The following is a 19017-nucleotide window of genomic DNA, read 5'->3' on the forward strand; positions in this document are numbered from 1 at the left end:
TGTCCACTGTTCGCGTTTAAGGATGGGCATGAACCTCGGAGCGGTTCGCAAGCGAGGGCCATGTCCCGTGGCGGGTACTAAGAATGGGCATGTCCCCCTACGGGGCAGCGGGCACCGACCGCTGGCAGAGCCCGATGAAGCCGCCCAGCTGTTCCAAGCCTTCCGGATGCGCTGGCAGGTAGTTCGTCAGTTCCGGCGCCCGGACGACGACGGCGCGCCACTGACCGCGCGAGACGGCCACGTTGATACGGTTCCGGGACAAAAGGAATTCCATGCCCCGCGGCGCCTCGGCCACTGCCGAACACGCCATGGACACGATCACCACCGCGGCTTCCTGCCCCTGGAACTTGTCCACGGTCCCCACCCGAACACCGGAGAGGCCGGTCCGGTCCAGGGCTTCGCGGATGAGGTTCACTTGGGCGTTGTAGGCAGCGACGACGAGGATGTCGGCGGCATCGAGGGGGCGCGTCCCGTCCGCGGTGTGCCACGCCAGTCCCAGGTGACGCCGCACCTGCCTGACAACCTCGCCTGCCTCTTCCGGGGACGACGTCGTGTTGCCGGTGTGCGGCACCATCACCGTCTCGATCCCGGCCGGAACGCCCTCCAGGTGCCGAAGGTCCGCCGAGGGCGCGGACCGGAGCCGGCCCTCATAGGACAGCTCGGAAACGGCCAGGCACAGCTCGGAATTCATCCGCCACGAGTCGGCCAGGAAGTAGCCAAGCTCCGGCGGCAGGGTGGCGTGCCCGGCGGAGATCCAGCCCAGGGCCGACTCGTCGACCGGCTCGGGATGCTTGCCTTGGCTGACCTGCGGGAGCTGCTGCGGGTCGCCGAGCAGGAGCAGTCGGCTGCTGGCTTGGGCGACCGCGAGCGTGTTGGCCAGGGAAAACTGGCCGGCTTCGTCGATAACCAGCAGATCCAGTGAGCCCGCCGGAACGGTGGCGCCGGTCAGGGTCCACGCCGTGCCGCCGACCAAGGCACCGCCGCGCGAGCCCAGCAGCGCCGCAACGTCCTTGGCAGTACGCGACTGCCACGGCAAGGGATTGTCGTGCTTCACATCCTTCGCCACCAGGTCCGGGCTGACCCCCGCCTTGATGACCGCAGTCGTGAGCAGGTTCTCCACCACGGCGTGGGATTGGCCAACGACCCCAACCTTCCAGCCACGGGCCACGAGCCTGGCGATGACGTGGGAACCCACATGAGTCTTACCGGTGCCCGGGGGACCCTGGACCGCCAAGTAGGAGTGGTCGAGTCCCAGGACCGCCGTCGTGATGGCGTCGATGAAACGGTCAGGGCCCTCGCCCGGCTGCGGCAGTGAGCCGCCGCCCACCAGCCGGGGCGGGAGGCGCCGGACCAGGTCGAGGGCCGGGTGGCGGGGGATGGAACCGGACCGCAGCCCAGCCGCCACCAGGTCAGCGAGTGACTCCAGGGACTGCTCCAGGCTTTTGGTGGCGAGCGGCTGGTCCTCGGTCAGCGCGATCGGCAGCTCACTGTGGGGAGGGACGTTCCGGTGCAGGCGGTCGCGGATGACGACGGTGTCCTTGCCGTCGTCGTGACCGAGTTCGAGGACCTCCGTGCCGAACCATCCGTTCCGGCCGGCACCGTTCTTGCCGGTGCCCTCGAGCCCCTCGGGAAGCGGAATCCCGTACATACGGAACCACTTGCTGCCCTCGCGCAAATCCGAACCGGGGCTCACCGTTCCGGTCAGCCGGACCCGCCGCTCCGGCAGTTTCCGGCCATCTTGCTGCCAGTCGTCAAGGATCTCGGCGGAATCAACAAGGAACACGTTCCGGTCCCGCTCATGGGTCTCCGGGCCCTGCTCGCACCGGTCGAAGTGCGCCCACCAGAAAGATTTCCGCTCCCGCCGGTGGTAGCTCACCGCGGCGGCCAGCATGGCCATTGCCTTGCGGTCCTCCTCGGGCAGGCCGGTCCGGGGCTCGGCGAAATCGATCAAGGCCCGCTCCGCCGCGCTAAGCCCGGCATCCGCGTCGGGGGAGCCGACGTCGTCCAGGCCGGCGGGGGATTCCGCGTCGTCCGGCCCGGACCCCGTGCCGCCGGGCTCGATTCCGCGTTCCTTGGCCCGCTGCAGCAGCCAGTTCCGCAACTCCAGCGTCGAGAGGCAGTCGTATTCGTTGTAGTCGGAGATACCGGCGAGGATGTCCGCGGCCTCCTCGGCGCGGCCGTCGTCGCGCGCCTCGCAATAGTCGGCGTAAGCCACCACGGAGGCGCCGGCGTCCTTCACCTCGCCGGTGCGGAGGTTCGTGCCCATGTAGAGCGGTTCAAGCTTCTTAATGCTGTACGAGTTCTCCGAGATGCGGATGCTGTTCCGGACCGTCTGGTAGAGGTCCACCAGCAGTCCCTCGCGGAGCCACTCGTCCACAATGTCTTCGCCGGCCACGTGCAGCACCGAGAGCTTGCGGAGCGCCGTCTTTTCGTACGGTGCGTAATGGTAGACGTGCATGGCGGGGTACGTGCGCCGGCGCTGTTCCACGTAGTCCAGGAAGTCCAGGAACGCCCGTTTTTCCGCCGCCCGGCTGTGCGCCCAGAACGGCCGGAACACGCCAGGAACGCCAGGCCCGGCGGGTGCCTCGATGACCCCGAAAAGATACTCAAGCCCCCACACCCCGGTGGCGCTGTCCTGCCACAGCGGATCGCCCTCAAAGTCGAAGAAAATGTCGCCCGGACTGGGCGGCGGCAGTTCAGCCAAGGCGTTGTGCGCCAGGACGGCGTAGCGCAGCGTGTGCTCCTCGCCCTCCTTGCGGTACCGGACCTCCCCGTCGGCAGCGCCAACGCCGCTTTGCATCCGGGCCTGTTCCTGCAGCCGCAGGAGCGTGGGCTTGGCGAGCAGCGTTTGGGCCAGTTCCGTGACCGTGTGAATGCCGAGTTCGTGGAGGTTTTTGCGCTGCACCGAATTCATCCGTGCCACCAGGAGCAGATCGTCGGTGGCCTTGACCTGTTCCTGGCAGTAATCGCAGCGGCCGCAGGCGGTAACACCCTCCGCACCCCAGCGAACCGGGTCAGTCTGGGCCATGTGTGCCGCGGTCAGGGCGAGGAAACGCTCGCGCCGTTCCCGGAAGACCGGCAGGATTTCGGCGAGTTTGTGGTGGGTCCGGACGTAATCGAAGCCGCCGTCGGCCAGTAGCACCGTGGCGCCGAGAACGAGCGTCACCGATGGGTCCACCGGGATGCCCGCCTTGAGCATCTGGTCACCGTAGGCGGCGAGCTGCAGCAGGGCGGTCACCTTGGCATGGCGGGCCAGCTTCGTGTCGAACACGGCGTAGCCGCCGTCGGCCTGCCGCACCAGGAAGTCGGAGCGGCCGTGGAACTGGCCGTCGAAGAACGCGGCCTGGAAGACGACGTCCGCGCCCGCCCGCAGCGCCTGGATGGATTCGTGGTGCTTGGCCGCCAGGGTGGCGCGGTCCATGGCAGTGGCGGGAACGACGTCGTACACGCCCCGCCCGCGGGCGGGGTCCCAGGCTCCGAACTCGCTGACAAACCCGTCGAGGACCTTGTGCTCGTGGACGTCGCCCAGCGCGGCCGCATGCCGGAGCATCTCGTCGGTGCCGAACTCGGCGGCAGCGGTGCGGCCCAGCTTCTCATCGAGCTTCCGGAGCAGCTGGTACTCGCAGCCCACGGCCACCACGAGGTCACTCGCGGAATAGACCAGGTCCGGCGCCGCGCCCGGTACTGCCGGTTCAAGGAAAAACACTGCGCCCCGCTTTGCTTGGCTCTGGCCGATCGACTCCATCTGACCGCCCGGCCCGGTCCCGCGCCGTCGATCTCTCTTCTGCCAAGCTACCAAAGCCCCCTGACACTAAGGCACTGGCCGCCGTCGCAGGGGTGGCGTAAGGTCAGCAAGACCATGACCGAACAACAACCCTATGAGCTGGTCCGCAGCTACCCCCACTTCGAGTTACGCCGCTATCCGGCGCACGTCGTCGCCGAAATCCGGGTCAACGCGAGCTTCGACCGCGCCGGGAATGCGGCCTTCCGCCACCTGTTCAACTACATCAGCGGCAGCAACAGCGCGTCGCAGAAGCTGGCGATGACCTCTCCGGTCATCCAGGGGACGGGAAGCGCCGGGGCCGGAGGAGACGGGGGCCGGGGCAAGGGGACCTCGCAGAAGCTGGCGATGACCGCCCCGGTCCTTCAAAGCGGCCCGCTGCCCGGGATGGATGCGCCAGCCGACTTTGTGGTTGCCTTTGTACTTCCCGCGGGTATGAGCGCCGAAACCGCTCCGGTCCCGACGGACCCCGAGGTGAGGATCCGGGCCCTTCCCGGCTCCCTGGCCGCGGCGCTTCGTTTCTCCGGCAGCGGCTCGGAAACCGCCTTTGCGCGGCGCAACGACGGGCTGCAGTCGGCGCTGACCCTCGCCGGGCTGACAGCAGTGGGGCCGCCGAGGTTCGCCCGCTTTGATCCGCCGTTCAAGCCGTGGTTCCTGCGCCGCAACGAGGTCGTCCAGGACGTCGAGGAGACCTCCGACGCTGCGGGAACGCCCGGCACCTGACCCCGGTAAGGCAAAATGGCTGGGTGAGCCAACTCCCGCAGCACCCAGCCGTGACCACCCCGATTGAAACCCAGATTGCCGCCGAGCTCGGCGTGAAACCGTGGCAGGTGAAGGCGGCCGTGGAGCTGCTCGACGCCGGGTCCACGGTGCCGTTCATCGCCCGGTACCGCAAGGAAGCCACCGGGACCCTGGATGACACCCAGCTCCGCGGCCTCGAAGAGCGACTGCGCTACCTCCGTGAACTGGAGGACCGCCGTCGGACCGTGCTGGACGCCCTCGCCGCCCAGGGGGCGCTGACTCCGGAGCTGCAGGCTGCCGTCGTCGGGGCCGACACCAAGTCGCGGCTGGAGGACATCTACCTGCCGTTCAAGTCGAAGCGGCGCACCAAGGCCCAGATCGCCCGGGAGGCCGGCCTGGAACCGCTCGCGGACACGTTGCTGAAGCGGCCGGAGCTGGACCCGGAACGCGAGGCCGGCCGCTACCTCAATGCTGAACATGCCATCGGGGACGCCGCCGCGGCCCTGGCCGGGGCCCGGTCCATCCTCGTCGAGCGGGTCGCCCAGGACGCTGACCTGGCCGCCACGCTGCGGGAGCGGCTCTGGACCCAGGGCCGGATGGTGTCGCGGGTCAAGAAAGGCAAGGAGGCCGAGGGGCAGAAGTTCAAGGACTACTTCGAGTTCTCCCAGGCGCCCTCCGGGATGCCCTCGCACCGGGTCCTCGCGCTGCTGCGCGGTGAAAAGGACGGGGTGCTGGAACTGGACCTCAGCGAAGCGGAACCGGACGACGACGCCGCCCTGGCCGCCGCCCGCGCCCGCTACGAAGCCGCCGTGGCCAGGTTCCTCGGGGTCGCCGACCGCGGCCGGCCTGCCGATGCCTGGCTGCTGCAGACCGCGCAGCAGGCGTGGCGCTCCCGGGTGCTCAGCCGCCTGAGCGGCGACCTGCGCAGCCGGATGTTCGCCGCGGCCGAGGACGAGGCCGTCCGGGTGTTTGCCGCCAACCTCCGGGACGTGCTGCTCGCCGCGCCCGCCGGCAACCGCGCCAACCTGGGCCTGGACCCGGGGCTGCGCACCGGCGTGAAAGTTGCTGTGGTGGACGGGACCGGCAAGGTGGTCGCGACGGACACGGTCTACCCGCACGCCCCGGCGCGGAAATGGGACGAGGCGCTGCATACGCTCCTGGCCCTCGCCCGGAAGCACGGCGTTGAACTCGTGGCGATCGGCAACGGCACCGCCTCGCGGGAGACGGACAAGCTCGCTGCGGGGCTGATCAAGCAGCTCGGCGCGGACGCCGGCAGCGCGCCGCAGAAACTCGTCGTCTCCGAGGCCGGCGCGTCCGTGTACTCGGCCTCGGCGCTCGCCGCGGCCGAACTGCCCGGCATGGATGTGTCGCTGCGCGGCGCGGTGTCGATCGCCCGGCGGCTGCAGGATCCGCTCGCGGAACTGGTCAAGATCGAGCCGAAGTCGATCGGCGTCGGGCAGTACCAGCACGACGTCACCGCGGCGAAGCTGGACCGCAGCCTCGACGCCGTCGTGGAGGACTGTGTCAACGCCGTCGGGGTGGACGTTAACACCGCGTCGCCTGCGCTGCTGAGCCGGGTGGCCGGCGTCGGGCCGCTGCTGAGCGAGAACATTGTGGCGTACCGGAACGAGCATGGTCCGTTCGGCAAGCGCAGCGAGCTGAAAAAGGTGCCCCGGCTGGGCGCGAAGGCCTTTGAACAGTGCGCCGGCTTCCTGCGGATCAGCGGGGGAGCGGAGCCGCTGGACGCCTCCAGCGTGCACCCGGAAGCGTATCCGCTGGCGCGGAAGATCAAGGCCGCGGCCGGCGCCGGTCCCGGGGCCGGCAGCGGAGGCGGGAACCTGTCCGCGCTCAACCCGCAGGACTTCGTGGACGGCTCGTTCGGCCTGCCCACCGTGCGGGACATCATCGCCGAGCTGGAAAAACCCGGCCGGGATCCGCGGCCCGCGTTCGCTGCGGCGACCTTCCGGGAGGGAATCGAGAAGATCGCCGACCTCAAACCCGGGATGGTGCTGGAGGGAACGGTCACCAACGTGGCGGCGTTCGGCGCGTTCGTTGACGTCGGGGTGCACCAGGACGGGCTGGTGCACGTCTCCGCGTTGGCCAACCGGTTCGTCTCCGACCCGCGCGAGGTGGTCAAGTCCGGCCAGGTGGTCCGGGTCAAGGTGCTGGAAGCGGACCCGGAGCGGAAGCGCATCTCGCTGACGCTAAGGCTCGACGACGAACCGGCCGCCTCCGGTGGGCGGCCGACGTCCGCAGGGCGGCCCGGAGCTCCTGGACGCCCCGGGGCTCCTGGGCGGCCGGCGGGTTCGCATGACCGGGCCCGGCAGGGCCAGCCGGCGTCTCCGCAGCCCACGTCAAAGCAGTCCAAGCCTTCGCAGCCGAAGCCCGCAGATCTGCAATCCGCCGGGAAAGCGGCGCCGGCGCCAAGGAAATCGGCAGCCAAACCGGCGCCGGCCAACACGGCGATGGCAGAGGCACTCCGCCGGGCCGGGCTGGCGAAGTAGGAACGGCCCCGGCCGGCTGGCCGGTCTGGCGAAGCAGGCGAGGTCCACCCGCTCACCTACCGCTTATCGCGAATAAACTACCGTTCGTCGTGAAATCCGCCCGATTTGGCCCGGAAGTCCGCCGCGCGACTGTGATCTGCACCATGATTGCCGGAGGCAACGGACCTTCACAGAGGCCTTTTGCCTCTATTCCGCTGGGGCAGGTGCTTGGGGAGCGCCAAGACAGCGACGTCTTTCGACAAGCAAGGGGAGCAGTTATGGGTTGGCTGGACCGAGAACGAACAATCGCCCCGCCGGGGTTCAACCGGTGGCTCGTACCGCCCGCGGCGCTCGCCGTCCACCTGTGCATCGGCCAGGCGTACGCGACGAGCGTGTACAAGACGGCGCTGGTCAAGCACTTCGGTGCCAGCCTGACCGAAATCGGTGTGATCTTCTCGATCGCGATCGTGATGCTCGGCCTGTCCGCCGCCATCATGGGCACCTGGGTGGACAAGAACGGCCCGCGCAAGGCGATGTTCACCTCGGCCATGTTCTGGGCCAGCGGCTTCGTGATCGGCTCGCTGGGCATCTTCACGCACCAGCTGTGGCTCGTCTACCTCGGCTACGGCGTGGTCGGCGGCATAGGCCTGGGCATCGGTTACATCTCGCCGGTTTCCACCCTGATCAAGTGGTTCCCGGACCGCCCGGGACTCGCCACCGGCATGGCCATCATGGGCTTCGGCGGCGGCGCCTTGATCGCCAGCCCCGTCTCCACCGCGCTGCTGAAGATGTACGACCCCAACTCCGGCGCCAAGGGCTGGATTGCCAGCGGCGACTCGGTCGGCAAGCTCTTCCTGACCCTCGCCGTCGTCTATCTTGCTTACATGCTTTTCGGCGCCTTCACCATCAAGGTGCCCGCCGACGGCTGGAAGCCCGTCGGCTTCGACCCGGCCAAGGTCAAAGCGTCCAAGCTGGTCACCACGGATAACGTCTCGGCGAAGAACGCCGTCAAGACCAGGCAGTTCTGGCTCGTCTGGATCGCACTGTTCTGCAACGTCACCGCCGGCATCGGCATCCTGGAGCAGGCTGCCCCAATGATCCAGGACTTCTTCCGGAAGTCCGACGGCGTTTCCCTGGTCAGTGCCGGCGTCGCCGCCGGCTTCGTGGGACTGCTCTCGATCGGCAACATGGCCGGGCGCTTTGCCTGGTCCGCGACCTCGGATGTAACCGGCCGCAAGCGCATCTACATGGTGTACCTCGGCGTCGGCGCGGTGCTCTACACGGTGCTGGCGCTGGCCGGTTCCTCCACCACGTTCCTCTATGTGGTGCTCGCGTTCGTGATCATCTCCTTCTACGGTGGCGGCTTCTCGACGGCTCCGGCCTACCTGCGGGACCTCTTCGGCACGTTCCAGGTCGGCGCCATCCACGGCCGGCTGCTGACCGCGTGGTCCGCTGCCGGCGTCGCAGGGCCGCTGATCGTCAACGCTTTCCTGGACGCCCAGGGCAAGCCCGGCCAGCTGAATGCCGCGTCGTACCAGCCGGCACTGCTGACCATGGTGGCGCTGCTGGTGATCGGCTTTGTGGCCAACCTGTTGGTCAAGCCGGTCGACGCACGATTCCACGAACCCCGCGCTGACCGCGATCGGTCCGCCGAACCCGCCATGGAGGCTTGAGATGAGCACTGCACACAACCCCGGAGCACAGGCCGCCGTCAAAGCGTCCACCGGCAGACTGGCCGTGGCATGGGCGCTCGTCGGCGTACCGCTGGCCTATGGGGTCTACGAGACCCTGACCCGCGTGGCGGCGCTGTTCGGCTGATCCATGACCTTCACCGCGCCTGATCAGTTCACCACCCGCCCCACCCTGCAGGGCACCTTTGGGATGAGTGCGTCCACGCATTGGATCGCGACGGCGGCGGCCCAGGCGGTGCTTGAACGCGGCGGTAACGCGTTCGACGCCGCCACGGCCGGCGCCTTCGTGCTGCACGTCGTCGAGCCGCATCTCAACGGCCCCGGCGGGGACATGACCGGTGTCTTCGTGACGGCGGCAGAGCCCGGCAAACCGGTGGTCCTGATGGGCCAGGGGCCAGCGCCGGCCGCAGCGACGGTTGAGCATTACCGCGCCGAAGGGCTGGACCTGGTGCCGGGCTCTGGGGCGCTGGCCGCTGCGGTACCCGCCGCCGTCGACGCCTGGTTCCTGCTGCTGCGTGACCACGGCACCTGGGAGCTGGACGCGGTCCTGGAGTTCGCGATCGGCTACGCCCGTGAGGGGCACCCGGTGCTGGGCCGCGTCGGCACCACGATTGCCGCGGTGGCGGAGCTGTTCCAGGAGCACTGGCCCAGTTCGGCCGAGCTCTGGATGCCTGGTGGCAGGATCCCCGCCGAGGGCGAACTCATCCGTAACCCGGCCTACGCCCGGACCCTGGAAAGGCTCATCGAAGCGGGGACGGCGTTGGGATCTGGCGGGTCCCGGGAGGCACGGATCGATGCCGCCCGCCGGGAATGGCGCGAGGGCTTTGTCGCCCAGGCGATGGTGGAATCCGTGCAGGCCCCGCACCGGCATTCCTCCGGCACCGATCACCGGGGCGTGCTGGCGTTGTCCGACTTAGCCGGCTTCGAGGCCGGCTATGAGGCGGCTGCCACGGTGGAGTTCCGCGGGCACACGATTGCCAAGACCGGGCCATGGGGCCAGGGTCCGGCGCTGCTGCAGACCCTGGCCATCCTCGCCGGGTTCGAGGACCGGTATCTCGATCCGTCCACCGAGCTCGGGGCGCACACCATCCTGGAGGCCCAGAAACTGGCGCTGGCAGACCGCGAGGCGTATTACGGGGACACGGACGTGCCGCTGGCGTACCTGCTGTCCGAGGAGTACTGCGCGAGCCGCCGGGACTTGATCACCGAGCAGGCTTCGCACGAATTCCGCCCGGGGACAGTCCCGGGGCGCGAGCCTTACGTGCCGAAGCTGCGGACCGAATACACGCCGCCGGCCCTGGCCCGGAGCGGTGCGCAGTCCGGCCCGGCAGGACTGGGTGTCGGCGAGCCGACTGTCGCGCCGAGCGGGGAGACCCGCGGCGATACCTGCCATATCGACGTCGTGGATCGTTGGGGGAACATGGTTTCCGCCACCCCGTCCGGCGGCTGGTTGCAGTCCTCGCCCGCGATTCCTGAGTTGGGTTTCTGCCTCGGCACCCGACTGCAGATGACCTGGCTGGAGCCGGGCACGCCGTCCACCCTCACACCGGGCCAGCGGCCCCGAACCACCCTGACGCCGACGCTGGTGCTCCGGGACGGACGCGCGGTGACAGCGTTGGGTTCGCCGGGCGGTGACCAACAGGACCAGTGGCAGCTGCCGTACCTGCTGCGGACGATCGTGGGCGGCTACGCGCCGCAGCAGGCCGTCGACGCACCGACGTTCCATACGACGTCGATGCCCGGCTCGTTCTGGCCGCGCACCTGGGAACCAGGCGGCGCCGTGGTCGAGGAACGACTGGGAGAGGATGTTATCGAGGGGCTCAAACGCCGGGGGCATGTTGTGACTGTGGCCGGCGGCTGGACCCTCGGCCGACTTTCCGCCGTCGTCCGGGACCCCGCGACCGGTGTGCTGCAGGCCGCGGCCAACCCCCGGGGCGCCCAGGGATACGCCGCCGGCCGGTAGCCCTTGCGGATCAGGGCGGCGACGGAGACGGGGATCAGGCGCGGCGCCACGGACTAGTGCGTCCCCGCCCGAAGGATGCGGAGATCCCGCGACGGCGAACTGCCAGATACGTTCCCGCGGTCGCGACGGCAGGAAGGCCGAGGAACACGCCAAGCCCGGCAGCCCCACCCGCGGCGCCGCCGACGACCAGGTACCCGGTTATGCCGATCCACCAGAACAAAGCGGCCGCGAACGCGGTTAGGACTAGCAGGGAGCCGCCGGTTCCCTGCTGACCGGCCAGGGAATGGCGGCCCGGGGTGCGCCCGCTGGAATTGGGCGGAATCCCCGGCGGGAGACCCGCCTGGAGGCGATGTTGGGGTGAGCTGCGGGCGGGAAGTCCGACAACTGGCCGCGTGCCGTCGACGTCAGATCGCCTGCCGTGGACGGCAAGAAGGTACGTACCCGCAGACAACAACACCGGAACCCCGAGAAACACGGGCAGTCCACTGCCTCCGCTTGCCGGACTGCCGACGACCACGTAGCCAGTCAGCCCGATCCACCAGCCCAGAGCGGCCGCGAACCCGCAAAGCAACGCAGCGAAATTCCTTCCGCCGTAGCGACCGACTGCTGTGGAACCGAGATTGTCCGTGTGCGCCATGGCTATCTCTCCCTCGACGGGTTGTTGGCAAAGCTAGGTTTGCTGCGTGCAAAACATCACAGCACGGATCACTGACGTTGACGAGACCCCACCGGCAGCCTGGGGGCGGTTCCTTTGATTCACGTCGACCCTTCCCCTTGCTGATGGGCGCGAGAACGATCCATCGGCTGCTTCACGCCCGCCTGCCCTTCGTCACTGCCTATGCCGGGCGTGGTGGTTCAGTATCTGAAGTAGTGGTTTCTTTGGGGTGTTTGGCGGGGGTCGAGGTGGGGTGGCGGGATGAACCAGGGGATTCCGGCGTGGTTGTGGATGGTCCATTGTTCTTTGTGGATGAGGTGGTGGTGGTGGGAGCAGAGGAGGACGCCGTTGTCGGTGCTGGTGGTGCCGCCGCGGGACCAGTAGGTGATGTGGTGGGCTTCGCACCAGGTGGCGGGGATGGTGCAGTTGGGGAAGGCGCAGCCTTGGTCGCGGGCGGTGATGGCTTTGCGGATGTGGGGCGGGAAGATCCGGGTGGTGCGGCCGATGTCGAGGATGCGGCCCTGGCTGCCGAGCAGGACGGGGATGATGTCGGCGTCGCAGGCGAGTTTGCGGATGGTCGTGGCGGTGACGGGGCCGGTGAGGGCCAGGGTCCCGGTGCCGGTGAACCCGAACGGGCCGGTCCCGGCGCCACGGAAGTCGAGCAGGTCCGCGCCGCTGTCGAATCCGTAGGGGCGGGCGCCGTCCCGGGTTCGTCCGCCGGCGTCCCCGGTCCCGGACAACAGGTCTGTCCGGGTGTCCGTATCCGTGTCGGTGTTGGTGGCGTTTAGGAGGTGTTCGAGGAGGTCGCGGTGGTCGATGGTGACCATGATCTGGGGCCGGAGGCCTCCGGTGGCGGGCAGCCCGCCGGAGGCGAGGGCTATTTTGCAGGCGCCGACCAGGCCGTCGAGGGATTTCTGCGGCCGGGACCGCCAGTCCAGCCCGCCCGGCACGAACCCGCCCGCCCCGTCACCGGGCCCGGCCTCTCCGCCGGGCCCTGCCTCTCCGCCGGGCCCTGCCTCTTCGCCGGTGCCGGCGGTTGCGGACAAGGCTCCTCCGCCGACTCCGGTGGCCGTGTCACCGGTGGCCGCGTCGCCGGTGCCCGCGCTCCCGGTGGCCGCGTCACCGGTGGCCGTGTCACCGGGGTCTTGGGTGCCGGTGCCGGGGCTGGTGCGGGGGTTGGTGGCGGTGTTCATCACGGTGAGGAGGTGTTCGAATTGTTCGGTGGTGGCGAAGATTTCCAGGTGGTGCAGGCCGTGGCGGGGGCGGCGGATGAACGCGCCCTGTAACTGGCGCAGGACTTCCTCGGAAGGTTCGGCGCCGTCCTGGTCGATGGCGTCCATCCAGCGCCGGGCGATCCGGGCCAGGAAGTCCGGGTCGTGCCCGGCCGCGGTGGCCGTGAGGGAGTGTTCCATCCGGGCGGTCGTGTCCGCGCCGCACAGGGCCCGGACCCGGTCCAGGGCCTGGGCGATGATGGTCGCGGACCGGGACGGGACACTCCCGGCGGCCACGGCGGCGGCGAGTTCCTCGTGCAGGGGCGGGAGGAGCTGGCCGGTGATCCCGGTGCGCGGCAGGACCGCGGTGGTCAGTGACAGGCGGCGGTGGGCTTCGGTGCCGGTGATCTGCAGCCGGTCACGCAGGAAGTCCCCGCTCTTGCGGTAGCCGTCATCCAGGGCCGGGGAGTTGCCGGCGGCTTCCTTGCGGGTGCGGTCCACCGCGGCGGCGCCGACGAGCTGCAGGTACTCCACGGCCCGGGCGAGTTCCTCGACCCCGGCGGCGTACTCCGCGGCCTCCCCGACCCCGAACAGCGCCGCGTCCCCCACCGCCGTCGCGCACAACTCCCGCAACTGCCCCAGAACACCCCCCAGCGACGGAACCCCGCGCGCAGCACCCCCGGCCCGGGCCGCCGGAGAAACGCTGAGAGCTGCGCTGGTTCCCATGGACTAAGTTCATCACTGACCTCTGACAGTTTTGGCCCTTGCGGAACGCGCACCGAGTTATTGGCCGTGGTCAAACGGTAAGAGCCTCAGGTCCCGCTCGCCAGCACCCGCGGCCGGCCAAACTGTGTCCGGACGCCGGGCGAATACAACACCGACTCGGGCGGGCCGGACACCGTGATGCCCGCTGCTGCGACGAGTTGGTCCTCCAACGCCATCAACCGGGCGCGGAACAGCGGCCAGGGGCCGTGGGTGTTGGGAACATAGAGCGTTTGGCCTCGGACACGGGTATGTAAACCGAACCGCGCTGTGAGGTGGACGGACAGCGGATCGGTGGCTTCGGCGTCGAACCGCGGCGCCACCGCGAAGTCGCTCCGCGCCCCGCCTCCAAATCGGCGCACCGAATAACCGGTGGACGGGTCCACCGGGTTTGCTGCCCGGAAGCGGTCCCGGGACCAGACGTAGGGGATTCCCGCGGCGCGCGCCGCGAGGACCACCGCCAGCCGGGATGCGTCCAGGCTGAGGAAAACAACGCCCCTCGTGCCGTCCGGCTCCCGGGAGTAGAGCCGAACGTTGATCTCATTGAAACTTCCGAAATAGGGGATTCCGGGTCCGCGGCCCAGGCCGGCAGCCTGCATGCGGAAGCCGATAAGCCCCACCCAGGCCGATCCGTCGAACACGTCCGGCGCCACGCCGTGAGGCATAAACGGCGCAGCAACTGCCTCGGGGATGCGCCAGTGCAGGAACACCGCGTCCGTCCACCGCTGGTCCATGATGACCGGTCGGGGCAGCTCCGGCGCCGCTGGCCAGGAGTTTGCCTCCATTAGTTCAGGGCCCGGGTCCCGTCAGGAAGGGCACCACCGGCCAGGAGCTCAGACGCGGTATCCGCCAAAGCAGTGAGCGCCACACGCTGCGTCCACGGGCCGTAGGAGATACGGGCCACGCCGAGTTCCTGGAGCTTCGCGGGTGCCAACGATCCCGGCACGTTGATCACGGACACCTTGTTCCAGCCGATGCCGTCAACGAGTGCCTTCACGGTGGCCTCGTCCAATAGGCCCGGCACAAAGACCGCTGTCGCGCCGGCCTCGAGGAAGGCCCGGCCGCGCTCAATCGCGTCAGCCAGCACCGCTTCAGGGTCCCTGTCCTTGCCCTTCAGGAAAGCGTCCGTGCGGGCGTTAAGGACGAAGTCGATGCCCTCGGCCTCGGCCGCCCGCACCACTGAACTCATCTGGGTGACGGCGTCACCGAGGGGGCGCATCTGATCCTCGATGTTGGCACCGACAATCCCGACGCCGATCGCCTTGCGAGTTGCCTCGCCCGGATTGCCGTATCCCGCCTCGAGGTCGGCGCTCACTGGAAGGGAGGTCGCGGCGGCAATGCGTCCGACGGCGGTGATCATTTCGTCCAGCGGGATATTCTCGCCGTCTTCATATCCGAGCGAGGCGGCAATGGAGTGGCTGGCCGTGGCGAGGGCTGTGGTGGCGGGCAGGTCAGCGACTACTTTTGCGGTGATCGCATCCCACACGTTGACGACCTGTAGGATCTCGGGCGCCTGGTGGAGACGAAGCAGCTCGGTGGCTTTGGAGGGAAGGGAATCAGTCATTTTGCGAGCCTAGCCCGAGCCGGGGAGACCCGTGAAGGGGATTCCGCTCTGGGGGAACGGCTCAGCCGGACGTTGAGGCCGTCGAGGCCGCCGAGGCCGGTTGGGCATCGGCCGATGGCGCGCCCGACTGCTCGCCCGCGGCCTGCTTCTGCCAAGGCCAGCGCCCGGTAATTTCGAGCTCGAGGGAGAAGCTCAGGAAGGTCCGGATCAGCACGATGATGGCCAGCACGCCCACACTCTCGAAGGTGGGGGTGACGGCGACGGTCCGGATGATGTCGGCAGCCACCAGCAATTCGAGGCCAAGCAGGATGGACCGGCCCAGCAGTTGACGGTAGGAGCGGTACACCGAAAGAGGTTCCGAGCCGGCGGGCCGCTGCCGCGGTTGGTAGCCGCGCAAAGCCATCGGCAGGGACACCAGGGCGCCGATGACCATCACGGCCACGCCGGCGAAATCCATGAACCGGCCGACCGTCTCAATGATGTGCTGAAAATCCATACAGTCCCTCGGAAATGGTGGGTGTGCAGTCTTGCGGGTGCATCAGGGGTGCCGCTCGCCGACGCCGGCCAGGACGGCGCGGTAACCCTCGCGGAAGCTCGGATACTCGAACTTAAAGCCGGTGCCGCGCAGCAGCGCATTGCTGACGCGCTTGTTGCCGCCACGCGACGGCTCGCCGCTGTTGGAACCCCGGCGGCCACCCCGCGACGGCTCGCCTCCGCCTGAGCTGCCGCCGCCGCCTGGGCCTGCAGCCCCCGACGCAGGTTCGGCCGGTCGGGGCTCCGGAAGACCCAGTTCGGCGGCCAGGAACCGCAACACGTCGCCCAGCTCGGCAGGTTCGTCATCCACGCCCAGGTACAGCGGTGCGGGCTCGGGAGCCATGCTGCACAAGTGCACGATGGCTGCTGCGGCGTCGTCGCGGTGGATCCGGTTGGTGAACCGGGACTCCGCCGGGATCGTAGCGTCCCCGCCGCGGACCTGGTCGATCAGCCGGGTCCGGCCCGGTCCGTAGATGCCGCCAAGCCGCAGCACCACGGGCGACATTCCGGTACCGCGGAGGCGGTCGAGGAGCAGTTCCTCGGCCTCGCAGATGATGCGGCCGGAGAATCCGGCGGGATTCGGCGTCGTCGTTTCGTCCACCCAGCCGCCGTCGGCGTCGCCGTAGACGGCGGTGGAGGAGACAAACAATATCCGGCGGACCGGCGCCCCGGACGCCGCGACGGCGTCGAGCACATGCGCCAGGCCCTCCACGTAGGCCGCCCGGTAGGCCTCCTCGGTGGGAGAGTCCGCGGCGATGGCGACGACGACGGCGGTGGTGTCCGCCGGGACCGGCGGCAGTTCGCCGGAGGTTAGGTCAGCCGCGGCGCCTTCGATTTCCGCCGGCAGTTTTTCCGGCGAGCGCCGCCAGCCCACTACGCGGTGGCCGGCTGCGGCAAAGCGCAAGCCGGCTTCGGTACCCAGATCGCCGCAACCGGCCAGCAGTACAGTCATACGGGCCAGTCTGCCAGTAAATACGGGGCGGCGCGGAGCGGGGACGCCGCTGGCCGAGGGCCGTCGAGCCGCCGGCGCCCTCGACGGCCGCTCCGGCTACCGTGCCGGAATGGGGAAGAAGACCCGGGGATCCTGCAACAGGGCCGGGTAGTCGAACTCCCGGCGCGGCAGGATTTCGTTGACCTGGAAGTTGCGGGCAAAAACGCCGTCCACCGTGATCGGACGGCCCTGGACCTCGCCGACGGCGAAGGACTGGCCGCCGTCGAACGGGATCGCCACCACGGACTTCCCGGGCAGTGTGGTGAAGGCCTCTTCCTGCGCCTGGCGCTTGCGGGTGGGCTTCTTCACCAGCGGCTTGGCCGGGCGCTTGCGGGCGTTCTTGTCCGGCCGGCGCGATCCGTTGTCCGCGTAGACGAACTGGTACTCGTCGTCCCCGGCAGCGTCCGCTGCCTTGCTGCGGACCGGCGGCAGGCTGATGGTGTCCAGTTGCTGCGGATCGGTGTCGCCCAGCGGAAGGCGGAGGACCCACATGCGGTCGCCGGCGGGATCTTCCGGCATCAGCTCGTGCTTGGGTTCGGGCCACACGTACTCCAGGTCCGGGTCCGTGCCGGGGAACACCGAACCGTAGAACCGCTGGTCCTTGGCGAGCAGCCGGGAACGGTGGCTGAGGTGGAACTCCGGGTTCCCCAGCCAGTACGGCATCGGGATCTTAGCGGCGTAGTCCGGGTGCGCGGCCTGCGGAGCGAACTCCATGATCTTCTCGCGCGTGGTGTCCTCGCCGCCGCGGGCGGTCCATTCGTCCACCATGGCCAGGCCGTACATGGTCAGCGCCGGGACGTGGCCCATCCACATCCGGACGGCCGGGTGGGACTGCCAGCCGTACTCGGGAATCACCAGCGCGCGCAGCATTTGCAGCGCTTCAACGCGCTGCTTGCCGAGCCGCACGCGATCAAGGGCCGCGGCGCTCTGCTGGAAATCGGGGAAGGGGAGGAAAGTCTGCATCTCTCCAGTTTGGGGCCACGGGCCCCCAACGCCAATTGCTGGGCCTCCCGGGTGAGCGTGTTCACATGACGGATACGTACAGACAGTTCCCAGCCCGGAGATCTATCATTACCGGCAAGCACCCCAGCCGCACGGAAGACCCGCCATGACCCTTGAATCAACGGCGCCCTTTGCGCCAAAGTACGGACAAATGCTCGGCCCGGAAGCCAATGGCATCCTGGTCCTCGAGGAATTCACCCTGGACCCTGCCGAGGCCCGCAAGGAACAGAGTGGTTTCCGCGCGGCCCTGGCCTCGGTCGCCCTGACCATGCGCCGCCTGCTGGCGTTCCGGCTTCTTATTGCCCTCGTGGCGATCGCCAACCTGCCGCTCTTCCTGCTCTCGAGCGGCTGGGAAATCTATGCGGTCTCGCTGACGCTCGTGGTGGCCGTCCACGCGGCCGTGTCCTGGCTGAACCGGCATGAACCCCGGTTGCGGCAGCGCCGGATGCTTGAACTCCACCTGCACCGGGAACGCAGCGACAATTACCGCAAGGTCCGCGACGCGGTGAAGTACGTCATCGACACCCCCGCCCGGATGAACGAACAGCTCTACCTCGAACTGCTCGCCGCCAAGCGCGTCGCGCTGCACCTCGCGCAGGGCACCGTAGCCCTGCTGGACACCAGCGACGACGCCGCGTGGAAGGTTCGCATCGTGCGCGAACTGCCGCGCACCGTGTGAACCGAGCCGTCTGAAGCGGAACGTCTGAAGCGAACCGTCTCAAACTTAAACGACGACGCCGGCGCGTCCCCCAAGGGCGCCCCGGCGTCGTCGTTTAATCAGTTGGCCCTGCCTTAGGCGGGGAGCTGCAGGACCTGTCCCGCCAGCACGAGGTCCGGGTCGCTGATGCTGTCCGCATTGGCGTCGGCCAGGGCCTGCCAGCCGCCGTGGATGTCGAGCTTCTCGGCGATCTTGCTCAGGCTGTCGCCGCTCTTGACCGTGTAAGTCTCGCCGCTCAGGGCCACCGGGGCGGCGTGCCGCGGTGCGGCCTGAACAGGTGCGGCCTGCACGGGTGCGGCCTGGACGGGTGCCGCCTGGACCGGGATCGACTGCTGCACCGGAACCGACCGGACCGGCGCCTGCGCTACTGGTACAGAAGCCGGAGCCGCTGCTGCGCCGCCGCTCAGGCCCAGCTTGGCAGAGCACGCAGGCCATGCGCCCCAGCCCTGACTGGCCTGGACTTTCTGGGCCACGGCGATCTGCTGTTCACGGCTGGCGTTGGCCGCCGAGCCTGTGCCGCCGTGGGCAGCCCACGTGCTCTGGGTGAACTGCAGCCCGCCGGAAAAGCCGTTGCCGGTATTGATGCCCCAGTTGCCGCCGCTCTCGCACTGGGCCAAGGCATCCCAGGTGGAGGTGGTCGTCGCGGTGGGGGTGGCCGCGGTCGCTGCCGTGGCGGAGAGGGCAACGCCGGCGACCGAGATGGCAGCCAGGGTGGCTCCACGGCGCGCGACAGTAGTGAGTGATGAAGTCTTCATGGATTCAGCTGCTCCTGAGGGCCACCGGCGCTCGGTCCGTCCCCGGACGTTAACGCGCCACTGCCCGCCCCTGACAATAGAGGTCATCTGCGGTGTCTGCCGGTCGGGCAGTTCATGGTGGAGGCAGCACCGGGCATGCAATCGCCCGATTGCGGGCGTCCGACCA

14 protein-coding genes are annotated in these 19017 nt (G+C 68.9%); 6 read left to right on the top strand and 8 right to left on the bottom strand.

Annotated features, from left to right (window positions below):
• Positions 1 to 97: 97 nt before the first annotated feature.
• Complete coding sequence (locus tag ACUYM2_RS04070; protein ID WP_481598909.1) at positions 98 to 3706, bottom strand: TM0106 family RecB-like putative nuclease; 3609 nt, start codon at positions 3704 to 3706, stop codon at positions 98 to 100.
• 153 nt (positions 3707 to 3859) lie between these two features.
• Here ACUYM2_RS04070 and ACUYM2_RS04075 point away from each other — a divergent pair, with 153 nt between their 5' ends.
• The 5 genes from ACUYM2_RS04075 to ACUYM2_RS04095 all read left to right on the top strand — a co-directional run bounded on the left by ACUYM2_RS04075 (position 3860) and on the right by ACUYM2_RS04095 (position 10659).
• Entirely contained in the window at positions 3860 to 4504 is a 645-nt protein-coding gene (locus ACUYM2_RS04075) for an SOUL family heme-binding protein (RefSeq protein WP_481598910.1), read from the top strand.
• Between the two features lie 23 nt (positions 4505 to 4527).
• Complete coding sequence (locus tag ACUYM2_RS04080) at positions 4528 to 7026, top strand: Tex family protein (protein ID WP_481598911.1); 2499 nt, start codon at positions 4528 to 4530, stop codon at positions 7024 to 7026.
• Between the two features lie 257 nt (positions 7027 to 7283).
• Positions 7284 to 8678 (top strand): OFA family MFS transporter, encoded by a 1395-nt coding sequence (locus tag ACUYM2_RS04085; protein ID WP_481598912.1) that lies wholly within the window; start codon positions 7284 to 7286, stop codon positions 8676 to 8678.
• 1 nt (position 8679) lies between these two features.
• Entirely contained in the window at positions 8680 to 8823 is a 144-nt protein-coding gene (locus tag ACUYM2_RS04090) for an MFS transporter small subunit (RefSeq protein WP_481598913.1), read from the top strand.
• Positions 8824 to 8826: 3 nt separating this feature from the next.
• Complete coding sequence (locus ACUYM2_RS04095) at positions 8827 to 10659, top strand: gamma-glutamyltransferase family protein (RefSeq protein ID WP_481598914.1); 1833 nt, start codon at positions 8827 to 8829, stop codon at positions 10657 to 10659.
• An 855-nt stretch (positions 10660 to 11514) separates the two neighbouring features.
• On the opposite strand, the gene ACUYM2_RS04100 is transcribed toward ACUYM2_RS04095, so the two are convergent.
• From ACUYM2_RS04100 to ACUYM2_RS04125, 6 genes are all read right to left on the bottom strand, one after another.
• The gene (locus ACUYM2_RS04100) at positions 11515 to 13251 is read right to left on the bottom strand and encodes an HNH endonuclease signature motif containing protein (protein WP_481598915.1); all 1737 of its coding nucleotides are present in this window, start codon (positions 13249 to 13251) and stop codon (positions 11515 to 11517) included.
• A gap of 86 nt (positions 13252 to 13337) precedes the next feature.
• Positions 13338 to 14072 (bottom strand): YqjF family protein, encoded by a 735-nt coding sequence (locus tag ACUYM2_RS04105; RefSeq protein WP_481598916.1) that lies wholly within the window; start codon positions 14070 to 14072, stop codon positions 13338 to 13340.
• Positions 14072 to 14851, bottom strand: coding sequence for an isocitrate lyase/PEP mutase family protein (locus ACUYM2_RS04110; protein ID WP_481598917.1), 780 nt, complete (start codon positions 14849 to 14851; stop codon positions 14072 to 14074). Before ACUYM2_RS04110 ends, ACUYM2_RS04105 begins: the two co-directional genes overlap by 1 nt.
• Before the next feature lie 61 nt (positions 14852 to 14912).
• Positions 14913 to 15347: a DUF1622 domain-containing protein gene (locus ACUYM2_RS04115; protein WP_481598918.1), complete on the bottom strand. Its 435-nt coding sequence runs from the start codon at positions 15345 to 15347 to the stop codon at positions 14913 to 14915.
• Between the two features lie 42 nt (positions 15348 to 15389).
• Positions 15390 to 16337 carry an SDR family oxidoreductase gene (locus tag ACUYM2_RS04120; RefSeq protein WP_481598919.1) on the bottom strand — a complete coding sequence of 316 codons (948 nt, stop codon included), beginning with the start codon at positions 16335 to 16337 and terminating at the stop codon, positions 15390 to 15392.
• A gap of 96 nt (positions 16338 to 16433) precedes the next feature.
• Positions 16434 to 17339, bottom strand: coding sequence for an MSMEG_6728 family protein (locus tag ACUYM2_RS04125; RefSeq protein WP_481598920.1), 906 nt, complete (start codon positions 17337 to 17339; stop codon positions 16434 to 16436).
• Between the two features lie 145 nt (positions 17340 to 17484).
• On the opposite strand from ACUYM2_RS04125, the gene ACUYM2_RS04130 reads away from it, so the two are divergent.
• Entirely contained in the window at positions 17485 to 18057 is a 573-nt protein-coding gene (locus ACUYM2_RS04130; protein WP_481598921.1) for a hypothetical protein, read from the top strand.
• Between the two features lie 113 nt (positions 18058 to 18170).
• On the opposite strand, the gene ACUYM2_RS04135 is transcribed toward ACUYM2_RS04130, so the two are convergent.
• Positions 18171 to 18851, bottom strand: a complete 681-nt coding sequence (locus ACUYM2_RS04135) for a transglycosylase family protein (RefSeq protein ID WP_481598922.1) — start codon at positions 18849 to 18851, stop codon at positions 18171 to 18173.
• Positions 18852 to 19017 lie beyond the last annotated feature (166 nt).

The organism is Arthrobacter sp. SD1074B, assembly GCF_056780195.1.